This window comes from Caulobacter endophyticus, from assembly GCF_003116815.1.
GTDB lineage: Bacteria > Pseudomonadota > Alphaproteobacteria > Caulobacterales > Caulobacteraceae > Caulobacter > Caulobacter endophyticus.
In genome coordinates this window covers 80,324-100,322 of sequence record NZ_QDKQ01000057.1, presented here as the reverse complement: position 1 = coordinate 100,322, position 19,999 = coordinate 80,324, and the positions used below count along the sequence as shown (strand labels likewise).

The window sequence follows — 19,999 nt, the reverse complement described above, 5'->3', positions numbered from 1 at the left end:
CCCGACGAGAGTTCCCCACGTGTCCACCCTCGTTCTTTCCGCGCCGCTCCAGGGGTGGGTCGCCCCGCTCGACGAGACGCCGGACGCCGTCTTCGCCGAACGCATGCTGGGCGACGGCCTGGCCATCGATCCCACGGGGCAGGTGCTGCACGCGCCATGCGATGGCCGGGTCGTCACAGTCCACCGCTCGCGCCACGCGGTGACGCTGCGGGCCGACAACGGCGCCGAGATCCTGATGCATGTGGGGCTGGAGACCGTGGCGCTGGACGGCGAGGGCTTCACCGTCCACGTCGCAGAGGGCCAGGCCGTCAAGGCCGGTGACCCGCTGATCGGCTTCGACCTCGACCTGCTGGCCCGCAAGGCCAGAAGCCTGATCACCCCGATCGTGGTGACCAATCCCGACGCCTTTTCGATCGTTCGCCGCGAGCAGGATCGCGAGACCGCCGTCGGCGGCTTCCTGATGGAGCTGGTTCCTGCCGGCGGCGCCAAGGCCGCCGTTGTGGCGGCCGAGGGCGAGGTGACGCGCGAGGTGGTCGTGCCTCTGGTGCACGGCATTCACGCCCGTCCGGCCGCGCGCATCGCCGAGACCGCCCGCAAGTTCGCCGCCGAGGTTGCTCTCGTGGCCGTCAACCGCCGCGCCAGCGCCAAGAGCCCGGTCGGGGTGATGTCGCTGGCCATCCGCCTGCACGATCGCATCGTCATCGCCGCCTCCGGCGTCGACGCCGACTTCGCCGTCGCCGCGATCGCCGAGCTGATCGAGGGCGGCATGGGCGAAAGCGCCCATGAGGCCGCCGCGCTCGCCGCCGAGGAGGCCGCGCCTATCGCCGTCGCCCCCGCCGAACCGGCCGAGCCGGGCGTGCTGCGCGGGGTGATGGCCGCCCCGGGCCTGGCGATCGGCCAGGCCGTGCGGCTCGTCGCCGACGAGATCGTGGTGGTGGAGACCGGCGCCGGCGCCAGCGCCGAGCTGACCGCCCTGGACGACGCCCTGTGCCAGGTCCGCAACCGCATCGAGGCTTCGGCGGCGAAAGGCGACAGCGCCCGCAAGGCCATTCTCGGCGCGCATCTCGCCTTCCTGGAAGATCCCGAACTGACCGCCGCCGCCCGCAAGCTGATCGGCGAGGGCAAGAGCGCGGGCTTCGCCTGGCGGCGCGCCGTCGGCGGCTATGTCGAGGCCCTGCGGGGCCTCGGCGACCGTCGCCTGGCCGAACGCGTCGACGACCTGGTCGATCTCGAACGTCAGGTGCTGCGCGCCCTGACTGGAGAGGAGGAGACTGCCCGGCTGCTGCCTGCCGGCGCTGTCCTGCTGGCCGACGAGCTGCTGCCCTCGCAGCTGATGGGCGTGGATCCCGGCCAGGTGGCCGGCTTCGCCACCGCGCGCGGCGGGCCGACCTCGCACGTGGCCATCCTGGCCGCGGCCATGGGCCTGCCGGCCCTGGTCGCCGTGGGCGCCGGCGTGCTGGAGATCGCCGACGGCACGGCCCTGATCCTGGATGCAGAAGGGGGAAGGCTGCGCGTGGCGCCCGACGCCGACGCCCTTGCCGCCGCCCAGAGCGCCATCGCCGCCCGCCACGAGCGCCGCGCCGCCGCCAAGGCCGCCGCCCACCAGGAAAGCCGCACCGCCTGCGGCGAGCGCATCGAGGTGTTCGCCAATGTCGGCTCGGAGAAGGACGCCTTGGCCGCCGTGGCCAATGGGGCCGAGGGCTCGGGCCTGCTGCGCACCGAGTTCCTGTTCCTCGATCGCGACACCCCGCCCGACGAGGACGAGCAGGCCCGCCAGTACCAGGCTGTGGCCTCGGCCCTTGAAGGGCGGCCGCTGATCATCCGCACGCTGGACGTCGGCGGCGACAAGGCCGCGCCGTACCTGCCGATCCCCACCGAAGAGAACCCGGCCCTGGGCCTGCGCGGCGTGCGCGTGTCGCTGTGGCGGCCGCATCTCCTGAAGACCCAGATCCGCGCCATCCTGCGGGTCAAACCGCCCCAAGGCCAGAAGGGGGGGCAGTGCAGGATCATGGTGCCGATGGTCGCCAGCCTGGCCGAACTGCGCGCCGTCCGCGCCGTGCTCGACGAGGCCAAGCGTGAGATGGGGGTCACCGAGCGGGTCGAGCTGGGCGTTATGATCGAGACCCCGGCCGCCGCCGTCACCGCCGACCTGATCGCCGCGGAGGCCGACTTCCTGTCGGTGGGGACCAATGACCTGACCCAATACGTACTGGCCATGGACCGGGGCAATCCGGAGCTGGCGGCCCGCATCGACGCCCTGCATCCGGCGGTGCTGCGGATGATCGACCAGACCTGCAGGGGCGCGGCGAAACACGGCCGCTGGGTCGGCGTCTGCGGGGGGCTGGCTTCGGACCTTGTGGCCGTGCCGGTGCTGCTGGGCCTGGGCGTGACCGAGCTCTCGGCCACGGCCGCCGTCGTTCCCGAGGTGAAGGCCCTGGTGCGCCGCCTGTCGCTGCCCGCCTGCCGCGACCTCGCGGCCAAGACCCTGGATCAGACCTCGCCCGAGGCGGTCCGCGACCTCGCCAAGTCCTTCGGAGCCTGAGCCGATGAAGTCTCCGCTCGAAATCCTCCAGCCGCTGGGCCGGGCCCTGATGCTGCCGATCGCGGTGCTGCCGGTCGCGGGTCTGCTGCTGCGCTTCGGCCAGCCCGACCTCCTGAACATCCCCTTCATCGCCGCCGCCGGCGAGGCGATCTTCTCCAACCTTGGCCTGCTGTTCGCCATCGGCGTGGCCGTGGGCCTGGCCCGCGAGAACAACGGCGCAGCGGGCCTGGCCGGCGTCGTCTGTTTCCTGATCGCCACCGAAGGCGCCAAGGCCCTGCTGCACGTGCCGGCCGAGGTGCTGGCCGGCCTGCCCAAGGAGGCCGCCGACCTGGCCGGACCCGCCTACAAGGCCAAGGCCCTGGCCAAGCTCAGCGTACCGATCGGGATCATTTCCGGGGTGATCGCCGGGCTGTTCTACAACCGCTTCTCGGGCTTCAAGCTGCCTGAATACCTGGCCTTCTTCAGTGGCAGGCGCTTCGTGCCGATCATTTCGGGCGTGGCGGGTCTGGTGCTCGCCCTCCTGGTGGGCTTCGGCTACGACGGCATCAACGGCGCGGTCGACGGCGCCAGCCGCGGCATCGTCGGCTCGGGCGAGATCGGCCTGTTCGTCTACGGCTTCCTCAATCGGCTGCTGATCGTCACCGGCCTGCACCACATCCTCAACAACATCGCCTGGTTCGTGATCGGCGACTTCCACGGCTCGACCGGCGACCTGCGACGGTTCTTCGCCGACGACCCCAGCGCCGGGGCGTTCATGAGCGGCTTCTTCCCGGTGATGATGTTCGGCCTGCCGGCCGCGTGCCTGGCCATGTTCCACACCGCCCGGCCCGAACGGAAGAAGGCGGTCGGCGGCATGCTCTTCTCGCTGGCCCTGACCTCGTTCCTGACCGGCGTGACCGAGCCGATCGAGTTCTCGTTCATGTTCCTGGCCCCGATGCTCTACGCCGTGCACGCGGTGCTGACGGGGCTGTCGATGGCGGTGATGAACGCCCTCGACATCAAGCTGGGCTTCACCTTCTCGGCGGGCCTGTTCGACTATGTGCTGAACTTTGGCAAGGCGACGCACCCGCTATGGCTGCTGCCGCTGGGGGCGGTCTATTTCGGGCTCTATTACGGGCTGTTCCGCTTCTTCATCCTGAAGTTCGACCTCAAGACGCCCGGCCGCGAACCGGCCGAGGAAGCCGCGGCCCTGGCCGCCGCTCCGGCGACCAGCGCGGGCGGCCGCGGCGCCGACTTCGTGCTGGCCTTGGGCGGCAGCGCCAACCTGGTCAGCGTCGACGCCTGCACCACGCGCCTTCGCCTGATCGTCGCCGACCAGAAGGCGGTCGACGAGCCTCGCCTCAAGGCCCTGGGCGCGCGCGGGATCGTGCGGCCGTCCGACAAGGCGCTGCAGGTGGTGCTGGGGCCGATCGCCGACGAGGTGGCCGGCGAGATCCGCGCCGCGGTCGGTGCGGGCGTCGCTGCGCCGGCCACCGTGTTTGCGGCCCCAGTGAAGGCCGCCGATCCGAAGGCGGCGGAGGCCCTGCTGCCGGGCCTTGGCGGCGCGGCCAACATCGTCTCGGTCAGCGCCTGTTCCAGCCGTCTGCGGCTTGAGCTGGCCGATCCGGCCAAGCTGGACGAAGCCGCGCTGAAGGCGGCCGGCGTCCGCGCGCTCGTGCGTCTGGATGGGCCGGTGGTTCACCTGGTGCTGGGGCCGCAAGCCGAGGCGGTGGCCCAGGCGCTGGAGGCTGGAGTTACGGTCTAGGAGGGCGCCAACCCTTCCTTCCGTAAAATCCCCGCTTTCGCGGGGGTTTTACGGGAATTGGGGGCTAACGTTTTAAGCCGCCGCCACCGCCCGCTCGCGGCGGTCGTCCCAGACGGCGATCGCCCAGATAACGAAACCGCCGGCCGCCAGGGCGCAGCCGACCCAGCCGGTCGAGCGCCAGCCGAAGCCGGCCGCCACGGCCATGCCCGCCAACCATGGGCCCAGGGCGTTGGCGGTGTTGAAGGCAGAATGATTCAGCGCCGCCGCCAGGGTCTGGGCCTCGCCGGCGACGTCCATCAGGCGGGTCTGCAGGGCCGCGCCGAGACCGCCGCCGCAGCCGATCAGGAAGACGACCGGGACCAGGGTCCAAAGGCTGCCCACGGCCATGGGGTAGAGGGCCAGCGAGGCGACGCTCCACAGCAGGATGGCGCCGACGGCCGGCATAAGGGCGCGGTCGGCGGCCCAGGCGCAGACCAGGGTGCCGGCGGTCATGCCCAGGCCGAACACCATCAGCACCAGCGGCAGGGCGGACGGCGAGGCGTGGGTCACCTCGATCAGGGTCGAGGCCAGGTAGGTATAGACCGCGAACATGCCGCCAAAGCCGATGGCGCCGATGCCCAGCGTCAGCCAGACGCGGCGGCTGGCCAGGGCCGACAGCTCGCGCAGGGGGCTGGCGTCCTTGGGCGCGGGCTCGCGCGGGGCCAGCAGGAACACCGAAACGGCGGTCAGGGTCGCCAGGACCGAGACGATGACGAAGCCCCAGCGCCAGCCGATCCACTGACCGACGGCATTGGCCAGCGGCACGCCGACGATGGTCGCCACCGTCAGGCCGATCATCACCCGCGCCACCGCGGTGGCCCGCTTGTCGGGCGGCGCAAGCGAGGCGGCGACCAGGGCCGCGACGCCGAAATAGGCGCCGTGCGGCAGGCCGCTGAGGAAGCGGAAGATCACCATGGTCTCGAAAGTCGGCGACAGGGCCGACAGGCCGTTGCCGATGGCGAACAGCACCATCAGGCCAACCAGCAGGGTGCGGCGGGCGATCCTGGCGGCCAGCACCGCGATCACCGGCGCGCCGACGACGACGCCCAGGGCGTAGGCGCTGATGGCGTGGCCGGCCGTGGGCTCATCGACGCCCAGGCTGCGGGCGAAGTCGGGCAGCAGGCTCATCGAGGCGAACTCGGTGGTGCCGATGGCGAAGCCGCCAAGCGCGAGGGCCAGTTGGACGAGGGCGGCGGACGGGGCGGCGCGGCGGGCGGGGACGCTCATGGCGGACCTTGCTGGGGCGGAAAGCGGCGAGGCCGGTCGCGCACGCGCCTATCGCCCGCCCGGATGAAAAACCGGCGGGGACGGCGCGCGGTTAGGAGCCGCGCTGCGGTTGGTCGAATGTGTGCATAGCTATTCACTCGCCAGTCGGCGCGCAACCCTCTAATAGGAATCGCGAGGGGAAAAGGGTGCGAGGGATCGCCGCATGAGCGGGAACTGGCGGCCGCCGTCGTCGACCGACGTGGCCAGGGCGGCGGGGGTGTCGCAATCGGCGGTGTCGCGCGCCTTCACGCCGGGCGCCCGGATCGCGCAGGCTACGCGCGCCAGGGTCATGGCCGCCGCCGAAGCCCTGGGCTATCGGCCCAACCTCCTGCCCAAGATCCTGCAGACCAACCGTTCGGGCATTGTCGCCGTCGTGGTCGGCGGCTTCTACAATCCCTATTTCGCCATGACCCTGGAGGCCTTCTCCAAGGCGCTGACCGCCCGGGGGCTGCAGATGCTGCTGGTGCGGGTCGAGAGCGACCGCAAGCTCGACAGCGTGGTGGGCCAGCTGGCCGGCTACCGCGTCGACGCGGTGGTCTCGGCCCTGGCCCTGACGTCGCAGGACGCCGCCGACCAGCTGTCGAAGCTGCGCATCCCGATCGTCACCCTGAACTCCGACCTGTCGGGCGACTGGATCCGCTCGGTGTCGTCCGACAACTTCGCCGCCGGCGAGGCGGCCGCCCGGCTGCTGCGCGAGCGGGGCGGGACGCGCTTCGGCTTCGTGGCCGGTCCCGGCGACAGCCCGGCGCAGGTCGCCCGCGAGGCCGGCTTCGCCCATGGCCTCGAGGCGCTGGGCCTGCCGCCCGCCATGCGGGCTGGCGGCGGCTACGACTACGCCAGCGGCGCGCGGGCGACGCGGGAGCTGTTCGCGGGAGCCGATCGCCCCGACGCCCTGTTCTGCGCCAACGACCTGGCCGCCTTCGGGGTCATCGACGTGCTGCGCGAGGGCTTCGGCCTGGCCGCCCCCGACGACGTGCTGGTGGTCGGCTTCGACAATCTCGACATGGCCGCCTGGGCCCCCTACCGCCTGACCACCTTCGACCAGGACGTTGACGCCCACGTGGCGATCGCCATGGAGTTGCTGGACCTGGAGGCTGGCGCCGAATGCGTGGCGCGCGTGGCTCCGTCTCGACTGGTCGAGCGCGAGAGCACGCGGCGGGGATAAGTCTTCATAGAATCAACGACTCACCGCACGATCCACAGAGTTGTTCACAGCGTATCGGCAGTCTGCGCCTGAGAGGTGGCGATGGCGTCGTGGCGTGAGATCGAAGCTCTGAAGCAGGATCGGGGCGCAGCCCAGCGGCTGGCTGAAGCGCTGTTCGCGCTCGGCCCCGAGGCCCTGACCGACTGGGAGCAGGACTTCCTGGAAGGCGTGCCCCGGCGGCTGCTGTACGACGATCTCAGCACTCTGCAGGCGGAAAAGCTGCTGCAGATCCGCGACGACGTGGAAGTGCTTTCCATGTTCGAGGGCATGCGGATCGCCAGCCTTATCCGCCGGTGCCATGAAGCCCGCCTGGACCTGGAAGAAGACGACGAGGACTGGATCGTTCAGATCGCGCAGACATCGCCCACGGCCTTGCGCCGAAGGTATCTGGGCCGCCTGCTACGCTGCGCGCGTCGGCTGGGCCTGCTCGATGCCTGAGCTTTTGGTCGGTCTGATTTTCAGGGGGTAATGGCGGAGAGGGTGGGATTCGAACCCACGGTGCCCTTCCAGGCACGCCGCATTTCGAGTGCGGTACATTCGACCACTCTGCCACCTCTCCAGGGGGTCTTGGTGGCCAGCTTGGGGCCGGCCTTGAGTGAGGGCGGGATACCTATCCGCGCCGCCGAAAGAGCGCAAGAGGCTATGATGCGCTTTTTCGTCTTTTCTCGCGATGCGCCGCGGCCCTCCGTGGCGCCTCAGGCCTTGGGGTGCAAAATCATCTGGGTGCAGCGGAAAAGGGCGATGGTCTTGCCCGTGCCTTCGGCGGTGACGACGGCGTCCCAGACCTGGGTGTTGCGGCCGCCGTGGACCAGCCTGGCCTCGCAGGCGACGCCGCCCTCGCGGGCCGTACCCAGGAAGTTCGACTTCAGCTCGATGGTGGTGAAGCCGGTAGCGCCCTCGGGCAGGGAGACCACGCAGCCGTAGCCGCTGGCCGAATCGGCGAGCGCGATCACGGCGGCGGCATGCAGGAAGCCGTTGGGCGCCATGTGATGGCGCTTGACGTCGAAGCGGCCGCGCACCAGGCCGGGCACGGCCTCCAGCCATTGCAGGCCCAGGTGGTCGGGCAGGCTGCCGGCCTGGACGGCGGTGAGATTGGCGCTCTGGTCGTCGGCCATGACGAGGCCTCCTGATACTTCACGTGCGAAGCATTAGGCGCGACGACAGCGCTCGTGGCAAGTGGGTTTCTAAAGAGAACGAATGTTCCGCGGCGGAAAGCGTACGCCATGCTCGTCGGCTGGCGGCAGCTTGCCCGAGCGCACGGCCACGTCGAGGGCGGCGAGCGTCAGGGCCGAGGGCTCGCCGGCGTCGCCCGCGCGGCGCTCGACGAACTGGCCTTGCGTGACCGCGTCGCCGGCGTCCGGGTTATGCGCCTTCTGCGCGGCGATGGTGGTGTCGGCGGCGGCCGGGTCGGCGCCCGCCCAGCTCGACAGCACCCGCACGTCGTCGGGCAGGGCCAGCAGCTTGCGAGCGTCGGCGAAGAGGCCGGCCGCGTCGGCGCCGGGGGCGTCGCTGGCCGGCAGGCCGGTCGGCAGGAGGGCGTCGCCGACGAAGACAGCGTCGCCGGCCTTGTAGGCCACCGCGCCGGGCAGGCGGCCCGACAGCGCGATGGGCTGGAATTCGATGCCGCCCATGATCAGCGGCTCGTCGTCCTCGCGGGCCAGCTTGTCGAAGTCCCAGCCGTCCAGGTCGACGCCCTCGGCGCCGAGGGCTGGCACGAGGCGCTGCAGGCTTTCCAGCACCGCCGCGCCGATGGCGACCGAGGCGCCGGTCTCGTACTTCAGGTGGCCGGCGGCCGACAGGTGACCGGTATGGACGGCGGTCTCCAGGATCCAGGTCGGCCCCAGGTCCCGCGCGCGGATGTCGGCGATGATGCCGTCGACGAAGGCGGTGGAGGTCTCGCCGGTGGCTGGGTCGAAGTCGAGCACCGGGTCGACGATGGCGCAGAGCAGGGTCGCCGGATCAGCGACGAGATAGGTCACCCGCCCGGTGGCGACGTGGTGGTACGCTGTGATTTCCGGCTGCATGCTTACGCCTGAAGGTCCCCGTTTGCGGGCACCATGACGGCAAGCCGTTAAGCTTCGGCGAACGGCGCAATCGTCTCGTCAGCGACGGTCGTCGATATCGCAGGGGCGCTGGGAGCCGCGCATCTGAGTGGCCCAAAGCGGCTCGACATAGCGGCCGTCGTCGGCGCGCAGGCCGTCGACGCAGCGCTCGGCGGAGGCGCCGCGGCCGGACATGTCGAGCGACAGGGCGACCGACTGGCTCTTGCCGCCCCGGGCGTAGGGGCCGTAGCCATAGCCGCCATAACCCAGGCCGCCGCCGTAGCCGAGGCCGCCGTAGCCGGGGCCGTAGCCGAAATCGTCGTAGCCGTAGCCCCAGCGGCCGTTCTTGCCGAACTCGGTCTGCGAGACGGCGACGCCCAGCGTGCCGGTCTCGCCGACCGGGAACAGGGCGCTGGCCGACATGTGGCGATAGCCCCCGGTGCCGACACCGACCTCGACGCTGCCGTGGACCTTGCGCTTGAGCGGGCCGGCGTCGTCGTCGCGCGACAGGTTCAGCGGGCCGCCGCCGTCCTCGGCCGTGGTGCGCACGGGCGAGGCCTTCAGCCAGGCGTCGATCTGTTCCTGGGTGGTGAGGGGGCGGGTGGCGGTCGGCGCGGCCGGCGCGGGAGCGGCCTCGGCCTGGGCCGGGCTGGACGTCGTCTTGGCGGTGGCCACGACCTCGTCGTCGGCGCCGGCGGCGAGCGCCAGCGCGGGCGCGGCGAGCAGGGCGAGACCCAGAGGGAAGGTCTTGATGAGGCGGGCGGCGAACAGCATGCGACGGATCTCCAGCCCTGAACCGATACGCGGGCGGCGAAGCCGAATTAGGGCGCGAATGTTGCTCGGGCGCAAGTTCCGCGACCGGACGATGCTCACAGCGCCTCCAGCCCCGCCTGGACCGCGGCCATGTCGGGCGGCAGGGGGGTCTCGAAGCGCAGGGTCTCGCCCGTCACCGGATGGACGAAGCCCAGCAGGGCCGCGTGCAGGGCCTGGCGGGAGAAGCCGGTCTCGGCCAGCACCGCCTTGACCGGAGCGGCCGGCGCGCCGGCGCCGTAGACCGGATCGCCCAGGCAAGGCGAGCCCTTGCTGGCCATGTGGACGCGGATCTGGTGGGTGCGGCCCGTCTCCAGCCGGCAGGACACGCGGGCGGCCAGCGGCCTGTCGCCGCCGAAGGTGCGCTCGACCCTGTAGTGGGTGACCGCCTCGCGGCCGCCGCTTTTCAGCACCGCCATCTTCTTGCGGTCGTGCGGCGAGCGGCCCAGCCGTGTCTCGATCGTACCGGACGACGGGTGCGGGGCGCCGCGCACCAGGGCCACGTACATGCGGTCTATGTCGTGGGTGGCGAACAGCGCCGACAGGCCCCGATGGGCCGCGTCGCTCTTGGCCGCGACCATGACGCCGGAGGTCTCCTTGTCCAGGCGGTGGACGATGCCCGGACGCGCCACGCCGCCCACGCCCGACAGGCTGTCGCCGCAGTGGTGGAGGAGGGCGTTGACCAGGGTGCCGGTCTCGCTGCCGGGCGCCGGGTGGACGGCCATGCCGGCGGGCTTGTCGACCACGATCAGGTGGGCGTCTTCGTAGAGCACGCTGAGCGGGATGGCCTCGGGCTGCGGGATCGCCGGGGCCGGCGGCGGCTCGACCACGAGGTAGTCGCCGGCCTGGGCCTTGGCCGAGCCGTTCGTCACCGCTTGCGGTCGGCCGCCTGAGTCGAGGCGGAAGACCCTTTCCTCGGCCATCAGGGCCTGCAGCCGGGCGCGGGACAGGTCGTCGAACAGGATCGCCAGGGCCTTGTCGAGCCGCTGGCCCGCGAGATCGCCGTCGAGACGCGTTTGCAGGCGGCGCTCGCCCGCCGTATCGGCGGCCCCTCCTTCGTCGGGGGCGTCCAGCAGGTCCTCGATATCGTCGTCGGCGTCGGCCAAGGGTTTCACGGCTCCTTCACAACCTCGTCGCGCGGGCGACATGGCCGCTCCCTAGGGGCGAGGCCTCGTACAGTTGTTGGAGGGGAATAGTCCATGCGCGCCATCCGCACCACCTCGCTCGCCGGAGCCAGCCTGCTGGCTCTCACCCTCACCGGCCAGGCCTTCGCCGCCGACGCTCCGGCTTCGACCGAAGTGCAGGAGGTGGTCGTCACCGCCCAGAAGCGCGAGCAGAGCGTGCTGGACGTGCCGATCGCCCTGACCGCCTATTCGGGCGAGACGCTGGATGCGCTGGGCCTTTCGGAATTCGAGGAGCTGGGCCAGTTCGTGCCCGGCTTCGACGTGCAGAACCAGTCGCCCAACAACCCCGGCTTCGTGATGCGCGGCATCACGTCCGACAGCGGCGAGGCCACCACCGAGCCGCGCGTGTCGGTCTACCAGGACGGCGTGTCGATCTCGAAGTCGCGCGGCTCCTATGTCGAGCTCTTCGACCTGGAGCGCGTCGAGATCGCCAAGGGGCCGCAGTCGACCCTCTATGGCCGCGGCGCCCTGATCGGCGCGGTCAACATCATCCAGGCCAAGGCCAGGCACGACGCCGCCGCCAGCCTGAAGCTCGAAGGCGGCGACTACGGCTACGCCCTGGTCGAGGGCATGATCAACGCGCCGATCGGCGACGCCCTGGCCGTGCGCGTCTCGGCCCGCTCCAAGAAGCGCGACGGCTATGTCGAGAACCTGCTGGGCGGCGAGGACTTCAACTCGACTGACACCCAGGCCGTGCGCGTGGCCATTGCCTATGATCCGGGCGACCGCTTCAAGCTGGACGTGCTCTATAACTACCAGCAGGACAAGCCGTCGGGCACCTCGTTCAAGTCGCTGACCTATGCGCCGACCAATCCGCAGACCGGCGCGGTGATCGGCGACCGGGGCCGCAATTCGGGCGCGGCCCTGTCGACCGTCGCGGGCTTCGAGAACGACCAGGAACTGGGCCTGAACCGCCGCCTGTGGAGCCTGACGGCCCTGGCCAGCTACAAGCTCAACGACAATTTCACGCTGAACTCGACCTCGGCCTATCGCTACTTCACCGGCGAGGAAGTGTTCGATCCGGACGGCTTCTCGCTGCCGATGCTGACCTTCGCCGAGGACGCCCAGGGCAAGTCGGCCAGCCAGGAATTCCGCCTCAACTACGACGCCGGCGGCCGCGTCACCGCCTTCGGCGGCGCCAGCTGGTTCTGGGAGGACGGCAGCCAGCGCGTGCCGATGCTGATCAACGAGAAGGTCGCCGGCCTCTTCCTGACCGGCCAGCTGCCGATCCCCAACGGCCTGCCGATGTCGGTGATCAACGTCCTGCCGGCGCTGGCGGCCCTGCCGTCCAGCCGCCTGGAGGAATACACCAACTACGGCGAGACCAATTCGTACGACGTGTTCGGCGACTTCACCTTCAAGGCCACCGACCGCCTCGAACTGACCGCCGGCGCCCGCTACACCTATGACGACAAGACCAGCGGCTACGGCGCCACGATGAGCGGCCCGTCGATCATCATGCTGGCCCAGACCGGAACCCAGCGCGGCCTGATCGTGCAGCCCACCCTGAACGGCAAGGCCCAGTACCAGGACTTCACCGACAACGGCGTCACCTACCGCCTGGTGGCCCGCTACAAGGCGGCCGACAACACCAGCCTCTACGGCTCGGTCTCGACCGGCCGCCGGCCCAAGGTGCTGGCCGGCAGCAACGGGACGCCCGGCGCGGCGGCCACCTTCCGTGAAGTGGCGGCCGAGGAGGTCACCTCCTACGAGCTGGGCGCCAAGACCGCCCTGCTGGACCGTCGCCTGACCCTGGAAGGCGCGGTCTACCGCTACGACTACGAGAACTTCCAGACCAGCCAGCGCACCGACGCGGGCCAGGTGATCCCGCTGAACGCCGGCGAGGCCAAGGCCACCGGCTTCGAGGGCCAGGCCAACTTCCAGGCGACGCAGAACCTCTTGGTCTTCGCCACCTACGGCTACAGCCACGCCCGCTTCGGCAACGGCCTGTTCGACGGCAACCACTTCCGCCTGTCGCCCGACCACCAGGCCTCGATCGGTGTGAAGGCCTCGGTCGACACCGGCGTGGGCCGCTTCACCCTGATCCCGACCTACACCTGGCAGTCGGAGATGTTCTTCGACAACAACAACGACATCGCCGCGCTGCAGACCACCACCGGGGTGATCAAGGACACGGTGCAGGACGAGATCCAGAAGAGCTACGGCCTCCTGAACCTGCGCCTGACCTACCAGCCCAAGGACAGCGCCCTGACCTTCGGCGCCTTCGTCACCAACGCGCTGAAGCAGAAGTACATCAAGGACGCCGGCAACACCGGCGACGCCTTCGGCATCCCCACCTTCATCGCCGGCGAACCGCGCTTCGTGGGCGTGTCGATGTCGATCAAGCGGTAGGGGGCGTCTTTCGGAACCTCGCCCGGAGGGAGGTTCACCGCTCCAGATGCTCCCCCTGAAGGGGGAGCTGTCGCGGAGCGACTGAGGGGGAAGTGATTGCTGGCGTCGGGGATGTGCCGAACGCATCAGTCACTTCCCCCTCCGTCCCTTCGGGCCACCTCCCCCAGAGGGGGAGGATCTTGAGGCTCTTCCTCAGCTGAACAACGGCCTCGGCGGCGCCACCGCCTTCAGGGCCGCGCCGAAATAGTCCTGCACCTCCTGGAAGAGGTCGGGGCGGTAGATGGCGCGGGGGTCGTTGGCCTTGTCGTCGTCGAAGGCGTGGGTGGCGTCGGCATAGAGCTTGAGGTCGACCTTCACGCCGTCGGCGGTCAGGCGGTCCAGCGCCTTCTTGGGGAACCGCCAGCCGACGACGCCGTCCTTCTGGCCCAGCACCGACCACACCGGCGGGGCGCCGGGGCCCCAGCCGCGCCGGCTGGTCATCGAGGGATAGGCCGCATACGGATAGACCAGCAGCGCGCCCTTGACCTGTGCTCGCAGGGCGACCGCGTCGGCGTCGGGCAGGCCGGTGGCGCCGGGGGCCGAGGTTCCGGCGGCGTAGGCGTCCATGATCGTCCAGGCGCCGTGGCTCCAGCCGGCCAGGAACACCTGGTCGGCCCGCGCCCAGCCTTGCGTCTTCAGCCAGGCCAGGGTTCCGAACACGTCGGCCGCGCGCCTGGCCCCGTGCAGGGTCATCAGGGTGCAGACGAAGAGCTTGCCGTCCAACGTGCTCATGCCGCGCGGCTTGAAGGAGTCGAGCACGATGGCGGCGTAGCCGGCCTTCACCGCCACCTCGGCATAGGTCTCCAGGAACGGGGTCTTGCCGCCGCAGCCGTGCAGGATCAGCGCCACGGGGAAGGGGCCCAGGCCCGCGGGCTTGAACACCCGCGAGCGCGCGACGACCTTGGCTCCCCAGCTGGCGCTGTCCATGACTTTTCGCTCAAACCTTAGTGGCGGAACACTCGCACGCCGGTGAAGGCCATAGTGAGGCCGAGCTTGTCGGCGGCCTCGATGACCTCGGCGTCGCGCATGGAGCCGCCCGGCTGGATGATCGCCGTGGCGCCGGCTTCGGCCGCCTGGATCAGCCCGTCGGCGAACGGGAAGAAGGCTTCCGAGGCGCAGGCGCAGCCCGCCAGGTCGAGGCCGAAGTCGGCGGCGCGGAGGGCGGCGATGCGCGCGCTGTCCTTGCGGTTCATCTGGCCGGCGCCGACGCCCAGGGTCTGGCCGGCGCGGGCGTAGACGATGGCGTTGGACTTGACGTGCTTGCCGACCTGGAAGGCGAACAGCATGTCGCGGATCTCTTCCTCGGTGGGCTGGCGCTTCGTCACGATCTTCAGGTCGGCCGCCTTGATCCGCGCGTCGTCACGGGATTGCACGAGGAAGCCGCCGGCCACGCTCTTGAAGGTGTCGCCGGTCGACAGCGGGTCGGGCAGGCCGCCGGTGACCAGCAGGCGCAGGTTCTTCTTGGCGGCGAAGACGGCGACGGCGTCGTCGTCGGCTTCGGGGGCGATCACCACCTCGGTGAAGATCTCGACCATGGCCTCGGCGGCCTGCCGGGTCAGGCGGGTGTTGGTGGCGACGATGCCGCCGAAGGCCGAGGTGGGATCGCACGCCAGCGCGCGCTCATAGGCCTCGCGCTGCGTGGCGCCCAGCGCCACGCCGCAGGGGTTGGCGTGCTTGATGATGGCGACGGCCGGGCCCTGGGCCGGATCGAACTCCGCGATCAGCTCAAAGGCCGCGTCGGTGTCGTTGATGTTGTTGTAGCTGAGTTCCTTGCCCTGCAGCTGCCTGGCCGTGGCCACGCCGGTGCGGGGATTGGGGAAGGTGTAGAAGGCCGCCTTCTGGTGCGGGTTTTCGCCATAGCGCATGGTCTGGCGCAGCTCGCCCGCGATCGACTTGCGGGCCGGGAAGTCCTGGCCAAGCTGAGCGGCGAACCAGGCCGAGATGGCCGCGTCATAGGCCGCCGTGCGGGCGTAGGCGCGGGCCGCCAGGGTCTTGCGCAGGGCCAGCGAGGTGCCGCCGGCCGCCTTCAGGGCTTCGAGCACGTCGGCCAGGTCGGCCGGGTCGGTGCAGACGGCGACATAGCCGTGGTTCTTGGCCGCCGAGCGGATCATGGCCGGGCCGCCGATGTCGATGTTCTCGACGCACTCCTCGTAGGCGCCGCCCTTCGCGACGGTGGCCTCGAACGGATAGAGGTTCACATAGAGGATATCGATGCCGCCGATGCCGTGGTCGGCCATGGCCTTGGCGTGCTCGGGCGCATCGCGAACGCCCAGCAGGCCGCCGTGGACGATGGGGTGCAGGGTCTTGACCCGGCCGTCCATCATCTCGGGGAAGCCGGTCAGGTCCGAGACGTCCTTCACCGGCAGGCCGGCCGCGGCGATGGCCGCCTTGGTGCCGCCCGTCGAGACCAGCTCGACGCCCGCCTCGTGCAGGATCCTGGCCGCCTCGACGAGGCCGGTCTTGTCGGAGACCGACAGCAGGGCGCGCTTGGGGGCGACGAGATCGGGGGCGGACGGATAGTCGGGGGCGGCGGGCACGGGGGACTCCGGGTCTGGTTGCGGTCAGAAGGGAGCCCAGGCGCGCGGCGGCTTGCGAGCAGCAAAAGTGGACGCCGGTTTTGCGTCCGCTCGCAAGCTTGCTTGCCGAGTGCGCTTTCTAATGAAAGCGCACCGTCTCGAGCTCCCCGGTGGTCACCCACCTTCAACGCCAGTCACTCGAACGGCGCGGAACATACGGAGGGGGGGCGGGGAGTCAATGCGGCGCGATGATCGAGGAACATCCCCCTGTGGGGGAGGCGATCGCGTAGCGATCGGTGGGGGGAGTTGCGTGACGATCGGCCGGCTTCGCGGAAGCTGAAAACGCCCCCCTCCGGCCCTCCGGGCCACCTCCCCCAGAGGGGGAGGATCTTATGCGTTCGGCGCCGCCAGCAGCACCTCGACCGCGACGCCGGCCGCCGCCAGGGCCTGGATGTCGGCGGCCTCGACCGGGGCGGCGACCAGGCGAACGACCTGGCGGCCGCTCCTGGCCAGCTCGATCAGGTGTTCCGGCGTGGCTTCGGCGGGCGACAGGCGGTGGGCGTCGCGGCGGGCCATGGTGACGACCTCGGGGTCGGCGGCCTCGTCGATGACCAGCACGTCGGCGGCCGACAGCGCTCTGACGGCCCGGAGCGTCAGGAGGTCGGCGGGGCCCTTGCCGGCCACGAAGCGGACCTTGCCCTCCTTTCTGACGTTGCGGGCCAGGGCCTCGCGGAACAGCTGGCCGGCCTTTTCCATGTCGCCGGTCATGGCCGCCTGGGCGGCTTCGCCGGAGAGGGCCTCGCGCAGGAAGGCGCGGCGTTCGTGCAGGGTGGGCAGGGCGCCGCGCACCTCGCTCTGGAAGTTGCGCATCAGGGCGGCCACGCGGCCGGCGCCCTCGGGCACCTGGGCCTCGATGTCCGAGCGCAGCATGGTGGCCAGCACGGGCGCGGCGCCGCCGGTGCCGACGGCCGCCACCACCTCGCCGCGATCGATGACCGCGGGGGTGTTGAAGTCGCACATGTCGGGTCTGTCGACGACATTGACTAGCACGCCGGCCGCCCTCGCCGCGCGGGCGGCGGCCTGGGCGAACACCTCGTCGGCGCTGGAGACGAAGGCCAGCACCGCGCCGGTGTAGGAGCCGGGCAGGAAGGCGGCGTGATCCTCGAGCCGCACCAGGGCGGCGGGCGAGCCGTCGAACAGCCGGGCCTTGGCGTCGGCGCCCTCGCCGGTTCCGGCGATCACCACCTTGCGGCCGGCGAGGGGGAAGTAGGCGGGGAAGGAGTCCAAGGCGGGGTCCTCTGGCGGTGGTCGTGCGGGTCCTGCCCCAAAGCTAGGGCGCGTCGGCCGCGAACGTGAGCCCTTTCGCGCAACAGGCGTTCAAGGAACTGAGGCGCGCGCCGCCCTGGCGGCGTGAAATTTCGCTGGCGGCGCATCGAGATAACGGTGTTAGCTCCGCTTCAGGGGCAGGAGAGGACGCATGGCGGCGAGCTTGGACGTCAACGGCAAGACCGTGTCGGTGGAGGCCGAGCCGGATACGCCGCTGCTGTGGGTGCTGCGCGACGAGCTGGGCCTGACAGGCACGAAGTTCGGCTGCGGCCTGGCCCAGTGCGGGGCCTGCACGGTGCATGTGAACGGCGACCCGGTGCGGTCCTGCGTCACCCCGATCGCCGCCCTTTCCGGCGCGAAGATCACCACTATCGAGGGCCTGGGCGGCGCCCATCCGCTGCAGCAGGCCTGGGTGAAGCTGGACGTGCCCCAGTGCGGCTACTGCCAGTCGGGCCAGATCATGTCGGCCGCCGCCCTGCTGGCGGCCAGCAAGGCGCCCAGCGACGAGGACATCGACGCGGCGATGGGCGGCAACATCTGCCGCTGCGGCGCCTACCAGCGGATCCGGGCGGCGATCAAGGAGGCCGCGACCAGCACGGCCGCCCCGGTGGTCGCCGCGCCGCCGGCCGCGAACCAGGCGCAGGTCGAGGCCGATGTCGACGAGGCCATCTCGGCCGCTTCCGGCGCGACCTCGCGCGTGCAGCGCGGAGAGGTGCGATGAACCCGCCCGTCAAACCCGAAGGCTTAAGCCGCCGCGAGGTGGTGGTCGGGGCGGTGCTCGTCGGCGGGGCGCTGAGCGTCGGCTGCTCGCCGGCCGACCTGATGAGCGCCGGCTCAAAGGTCGAGGTCGGGGCGTTCGGGCCGTTCATCCGCTTCGAGCCGGACGGCTTCGTCACGGTGATCTCCAAGCACGTCGAGTTCGGCCAGGGCAGCCATGCGGGCCTGGCGGCCATCGTCGCCGAGGAGCTGGACGCCGACTGGACCAAGGTGCGGGTCGAGCAGTCGCCGGCCAACGCCAAGCTCTATGGCAACGGCGCGCTCGGCGCGCAGCTGACCGGCGGCAGCTCGGCGATCTCCAACAGCTGGGAGCAGCTGCGCAAGGCCGGCGCCGGGGCGCGGGCGATGTTCGTCGAGGCCGCCGCCAACCGTTGGAACGTCCCGGCCGGCGAGGTGGTGGTCAAGGACGGGGTGCTGACCCACGCCTCGGGCAAGTCCGCCGCCTTCGCCGACCTGATGGCCGACGCGGCCAGGGCGACCCCGCCGGCGAACCCTGTGCTGAAGGACCCCAGGACCTTCACCCTGATCGGGACCGACCGCGTGCGCCGCAAGGACGCGCAGGCCAAGAGCGACGGCAGCGCCCGCTACACCCAGGACGTCCACCTGCCCGACATGCTGACGGCCATGGTCGCCCATGCGCCCAGGTTCGGCGGCAAGGTCGAGGGCTTCGACGCCGACGCGGCCAGGAAGGTGGCGGGCGTCGTCGACGTGTTCGAGATCCCGACCGGCGTGGCGGTGGTGGCCAGGTCCACCTGGGCCGCGCGCCTGGGCCGCGAGGCGCTGAACGTGCGCTGGGACGAGGGCAAGGCCGAAAAACGCGGCTCCGCCGAAATCACGGCCGCCTTCCGCGACCTGGCGACCGGCAAGGGCCCGGCCGACCAGAAGTGGGAATCGTTCGGGGCCAAGGGCGACGCGGCCCAGGCCGCGAGCGGGGCCGACGCCTTCGAGGCGGTCTACGAGTTCCCCTACCTAGCCCACGCCACGATGGAGCCGATGAACTGCGTGGCCGTCGTCGACGGCAGTCACGTGCGGCTGATCCACGGCTCGCAGGGCCAGACCCTGGACCAGCTGAACACGGCCAAGATCGTCGGAACCCTGCCGGGTTCGGTCGAGGTCGAGACCCTGTTCGCCGGCGGCTCGTTCGGGCGGCGGGCGACCTTCACCTCCGACTACGTGGCCGAGTGCGTCCACGTGGCCAAGAAGGTCGCCTCCCAGAAGGATTGGGGCGGCAAGCCGGTGAAGCTGGTCTGGACGCGCGAGGACGACATGCGGGCCGGCTATTATCGGCCGCTGGTGGTCCACGCCGTGCGCGTCACGCTGGACAAGGACGGCCTGCCGGCGACCTGGCGCCACCGCATCGTCAGCCAGTCGATCATGAAGGACTCGCCGATGCCCGCCAAGGGCGTCGACCAGACCGCCGTCGAGGGGGCGATGGATTCGCCCTACCTGAAGGCCACGCCCGTGGTCGACGCCCAGGTCGCCTTTCCCGAGGTGGGCGTGCCGGTGCTGTGGTGGCGATCGGTGGGGGCGACCCACACCGCCTTCGTCATGGAGCACACCATCGACCAGCTGGCCCGCAAGGCCGGCAAGGATCCGGTCGAATATCGCCGCGCGCTCTACGCCAAGGCCGGCGCCGCCCGCCACCTGGCGGCGCTGGACCTGGCGGTCGAGAAGGCCGGTCCGACGGTTTCAGACGGCTGGACGCGCGGCGTGGCGGTGCACGAGAGCTTCGGCTCGGTCGTCGCCCAGATCGCCGAGGTCAGGCTGGTGGACGGCGCGCCCAGGGTCGGCCGGGTGGTCACGGCCATCGACTGCGGCGTGGCCGTCTCGCCCGACCAGATCGCCGCCCAGATGGAGGGCGGGACCTGCTATGGCCTGTCGGCGACGCTCTATGGCGAGATCACCCTGACCGAAGGCGCGGTCGACCAGAGCAATTTCGACACCTATCGCGTGCTGCGGATCGGCGAGGCGCCGAGCGTGGAGACCCACATCGTGCCGTCGGCCGCGCCGCCCAGCGGCGTGGGCGAACCGGGCACGCCGGTGATCGGCCCGGCGCTCGCCAACGCCCTGCTGGCGCTGTCAGGCCAGGCGACCGCGAGGCTGCCCCTGGTCAGATCTGTCTGATCGTTAACCTTGAAGCGACCGGAATTGACGTCGG

At 70.8% G+C, this 19,999-nt stretch carries 15 protein-coding genes and 1 tRNA gene; 7 read left to right on the top strand and 9 right to left on the bottom strand.

The annotated features are described in order from the left end of the window. The first annotated feature begins 19 nt into the window (after positions 1-19). Together ptsP and nagE are read left to right on the top strand one after the other, a co-directional pair. Positions 20-2,542, top strand: coding sequence for a phosphoenolpyruvate--protein phosphotransferase (gene ptsP / locus DDF67_RS16945; protein WP_109102030.1), 2,523 nt, complete (start codon positions 20-22; stop codon positions 2,540-2,542). A gap of 4 nt (positions 2,543-2,546) precedes the next feature. Continuing rightward, positions 2,547-4,286 (top strand): N-acetylglucosamine-specific PTS transporter subunit IIBC, encoded by a 1,740-nt coding sequence (gene nagE / locus DDF67_RS16940; RefSeq protein WP_109102029.1) that lies wholly within the window; start codon positions 2,547-2,549, stop codon positions 4,284-4,286. Positions 4,287-4,358: 72 nt separating this feature from the next. On the opposite strand, the gene DDF67_RS16935 is transcribed toward nagE, so the two are convergent. Next, positions 4,359-5,552, bottom strand: coding sequence for an MFS transporter (locus tag DDF67_RS16935; RefSeq protein WP_109102028.1), 1,194 nt, complete (start codon positions 5,550-5,552; stop codon positions 4,359-4,361). Between the two features lie 202 nt (positions 5,553-5,754). Here DDF67_RS16935 and DDF67_RS16930 point away from each other — a divergent pair, with 202 nt between their 5' ends. Together DDF67_RS16930 and DDF67_RS16925 are read left to right on the top strand one after the other, a co-directional pair. Further along, the gene (locus DDF67_RS16930) at positions 5,755-6,756 is read left to right on the top strand and encodes a LacI family DNA-binding transcriptional regulator (protein ID WP_109102027.1); all 1,002 of its coding nucleotides are present in this window, start codon (positions 5,755-5,757) and stop codon (positions 6,754-6,756) included. A gap of 81 nt (positions 6,757-6,837) precedes the next feature. Further along, entirely contained in the window at positions 6,838-7,233 is a 396-nt protein-coding gene (locus DDF67_RS16925) for a hypothetical protein (protein ID WP_109102026.1), read from the top strand. A 31-nt stretch (positions 7,234-7,264) separates the two neighbouring features. Here the strand turns inward: DDF67_RS16925 and DDF67_RS16920 are convergent. The 5 genes from DDF67_RS16920 to DDF67_RS16900 all read right to left on the bottom strand — a co-directional run bounded on the left by DDF67_RS16920 (position 7,265) and on the right by DDF67_RS16900 (position 10,795). Then, positions 7,265-7,354 (bottom strand) — tRNA-Ser (locus DDF67_RS16920). 136 nt (positions 7,355-7,490) lie between these two features. After that, entirely contained in the window at positions 7,491-7,910 is a 420-nt protein-coding gene (locus DDF67_RS16915; protein WP_109102025.1) for a PaaI family thioesterase, read from the bottom strand. A gap of 69 nt (positions 7,911-7,979) precedes the next feature. Beyond that, entirely contained in the window at positions 7,980-8,819 is an 840-nt protein-coding gene (locus tag DDF67_RS16910) for an MBL fold metallo-hydrolase (protein WP_109102024.1), read from the bottom strand. 78 nt (positions 8,820-8,897) lie between these two features. Then, complete coding sequence (locus DDF67_RS16905; RefSeq protein ID WP_199229262.1) at positions 8,898-9,611, bottom strand: hypothetical protein; 714 nt, start codon at positions 9,609-9,611, stop codon at positions 8,898-8,900. A 95-nt stretch (positions 9,612-9,706) separates the two neighbouring features. Further along, the gene (locus tag DDF67_RS16900; RefSeq protein WP_408608616.1) at positions 9,707-10,795 is read right to left on the bottom strand and encodes an RluA family pseudouridine synthase; all 1,089 of its coding nucleotides are present in this window, start codon (positions 10,793-10,795) and stop codon (positions 9,707-9,709) included. A gap of 51 nt (positions 10,796-10,846) precedes the next feature. Here DDF67_RS16900 and DDF67_RS16895 point away from each other — a divergent pair, with 51 nt between their 5' ends. Further along, positions 10,847-13,183 carry a TonB-dependent receptor gene (locus tag DDF67_RS16895; RefSeq protein ID WP_109102022.1) on the top strand — a complete coding sequence of 779 codons (2,337 nt, stop codon included), beginning with the start codon at positions 10,847-10,849 and terminating at the stop codon, positions 13,181-13,183. 192 nt (positions 13,184-13,375) lie between these two features. Here DDF67_RS16895 and DDF67_RS16890 read toward each other — a convergent pair whose 3' ends face one another. From DDF67_RS16890 to DDF67_RS16875, 3 genes are all read right to left on the bottom strand, one after another. After that, positions 13,376-14,149: a dienelactone hydrolase family protein gene (locus DDF67_RS16890; protein ID WP_109102021.1), complete on the bottom strand. Its 774-nt coding sequence runs from the start codon at positions 14,147-14,149 to the stop codon at positions 13,376-13,378. Between the two features lie 17 nt (positions 14,150-14,166). Beyond that, positions 14,167-15,759 (bottom strand): bifunctional phosphoribosylaminoimidazolecarboxamide formyltransferase/IMP cyclohydrolase, encoded by a 1,593-nt coding sequence (purH, locus tag DDF67_RS16885; protein WP_109102020.1) that lies wholly within the window; start codon positions 15,757-15,759, stop codon positions 14,167-14,169. Between the two features lie 369 nt (positions 15,760-16,128). Then, on the bottom strand, positions 16,129-17,025 hold the full coding sequence (locus DDF67_RS16875) for an NAD(P)-dependent oxidoreductase (protein ID WP_109102018.1): 897 nt from the start codon (positions 17,023-17,025) through the stop codon (positions 16,129-16,131). Between the two features lie 190 nt (positions 17,026-17,215). Between DDF67_RS16875 and DDF67_RS16870 the strand changes: the two genes are divergently transcribed. Together DDF67_RS16870 and DDF67_RS16865 are read left to right on the top strand one after the other, a co-directional pair. Continuing rightward, the gene (locus tag DDF67_RS16870; RefSeq protein WP_109102017.1) at positions 17,216-17,785 is read left to right on the top strand and encodes a (2Fe-2S)-binding protein; all 570 of its coding nucleotides are present in this window, start codon (positions 17,216-17,218) and stop codon (positions 17,783-17,785) included. Next, positions 17,782-19,965, top strand: coding sequence for a xanthine dehydrogenase family protein molybdopterin-binding subunit (locus DDF67_RS16865; RefSeq protein WP_109102016.1), 2,184 nt, complete (start codon positions 17,782-17,784; stop codon positions 19,963-19,965). The genes DDF67_RS16870 and DDF67_RS16865 overlap by 4 nt, the downstream gene beginning before the upstream one ends. Positions 19,966-19,999: the final 34 nt, after the last annotated feature.

Coding starts and splice junctions, on each gene's coding strand:
- nagE (WP_109102029.1), top strand. CDS start 2,547: ATGAAGTCTCCGCTCGAAATCCTCCAGCCGCTGGGCCGGGCCCTGATG.
- DDF67_RS16935 (WP_109102028.1), bottom strand. CDS start 5,552: ATGAGCGTCCCCGCCCGCCGCGCCGCCCCGTCCGCCGCCCTCGTCCAA.
- DDF67_RS16930 (WP_109102027.1), top strand. CDS start 5,755: ATGAGCGGGAACTGGCGGCCGCCGTCGTCGACCGACGTGGCCAGGGCG.
- DDF67_RS16925 (WP_109102026.1), top strand. CDS start 6,838: ATGGCGTCGTGGCGTGAGATCGAAGCTCTGAAGCAGGATCGGGGCGCA.
- DDF67_RS16915 (WP_109102025.1), bottom strand. CDS start 7,910: ATGGCCGACGACCAGAGCGCCAATCTCACCGCCGTCCAGGCCGGCAGC.
- DDF67_RS16910 (WP_109102024.1), bottom strand. CDS start 8,819: ATGCAGCCGGAAATCACAGCGTACCACCACGTCGCCACCGGGCGGGTG.
- DDF67_RS16905 (WP_199229262.1), bottom strand. CDS start 9,611: ATGCTGTTCGCCGCCCGCCTCATCAAGACCTTCCCTCTGGGTCTCGCC.
- DDF67_RS16900 (WP_408608616.1), bottom strand. CDS start 10,795: ATGTCGCCCGCGCGACGAGGTTGTGAAGGAGCCGTGAAACCCTTGGCC.
- DDF67_RS16895 (WP_109102022.1), top strand. CDS start 10,847: ATGCGCGCCATCCGCACCACCTCGCTCGCCGGAGCCAGCCTGCTGGCT.
- DDF67_RS16890 (WP_109102021.1), bottom strand. CDS start 14,149: ATGGACAGCGCCAGCTGGGGAGCCAAGGTCGTCGCGCGCTCGCGGGTG.
- DDF67_RS16870 (WP_109102017.1), top strand. CDS start 17,216: ATGGCGGCGAGCTTGGACGTCAACGGCAAGACCGTGTCGGTGGAGGCC.
- DDF67_RS16865 (WP_109102016.1), top strand. CDS start 17,782: ATGAACCCGCCCGTCAAACCCGAAGGCTTAAGCCGCCGCGAGGTGGTG.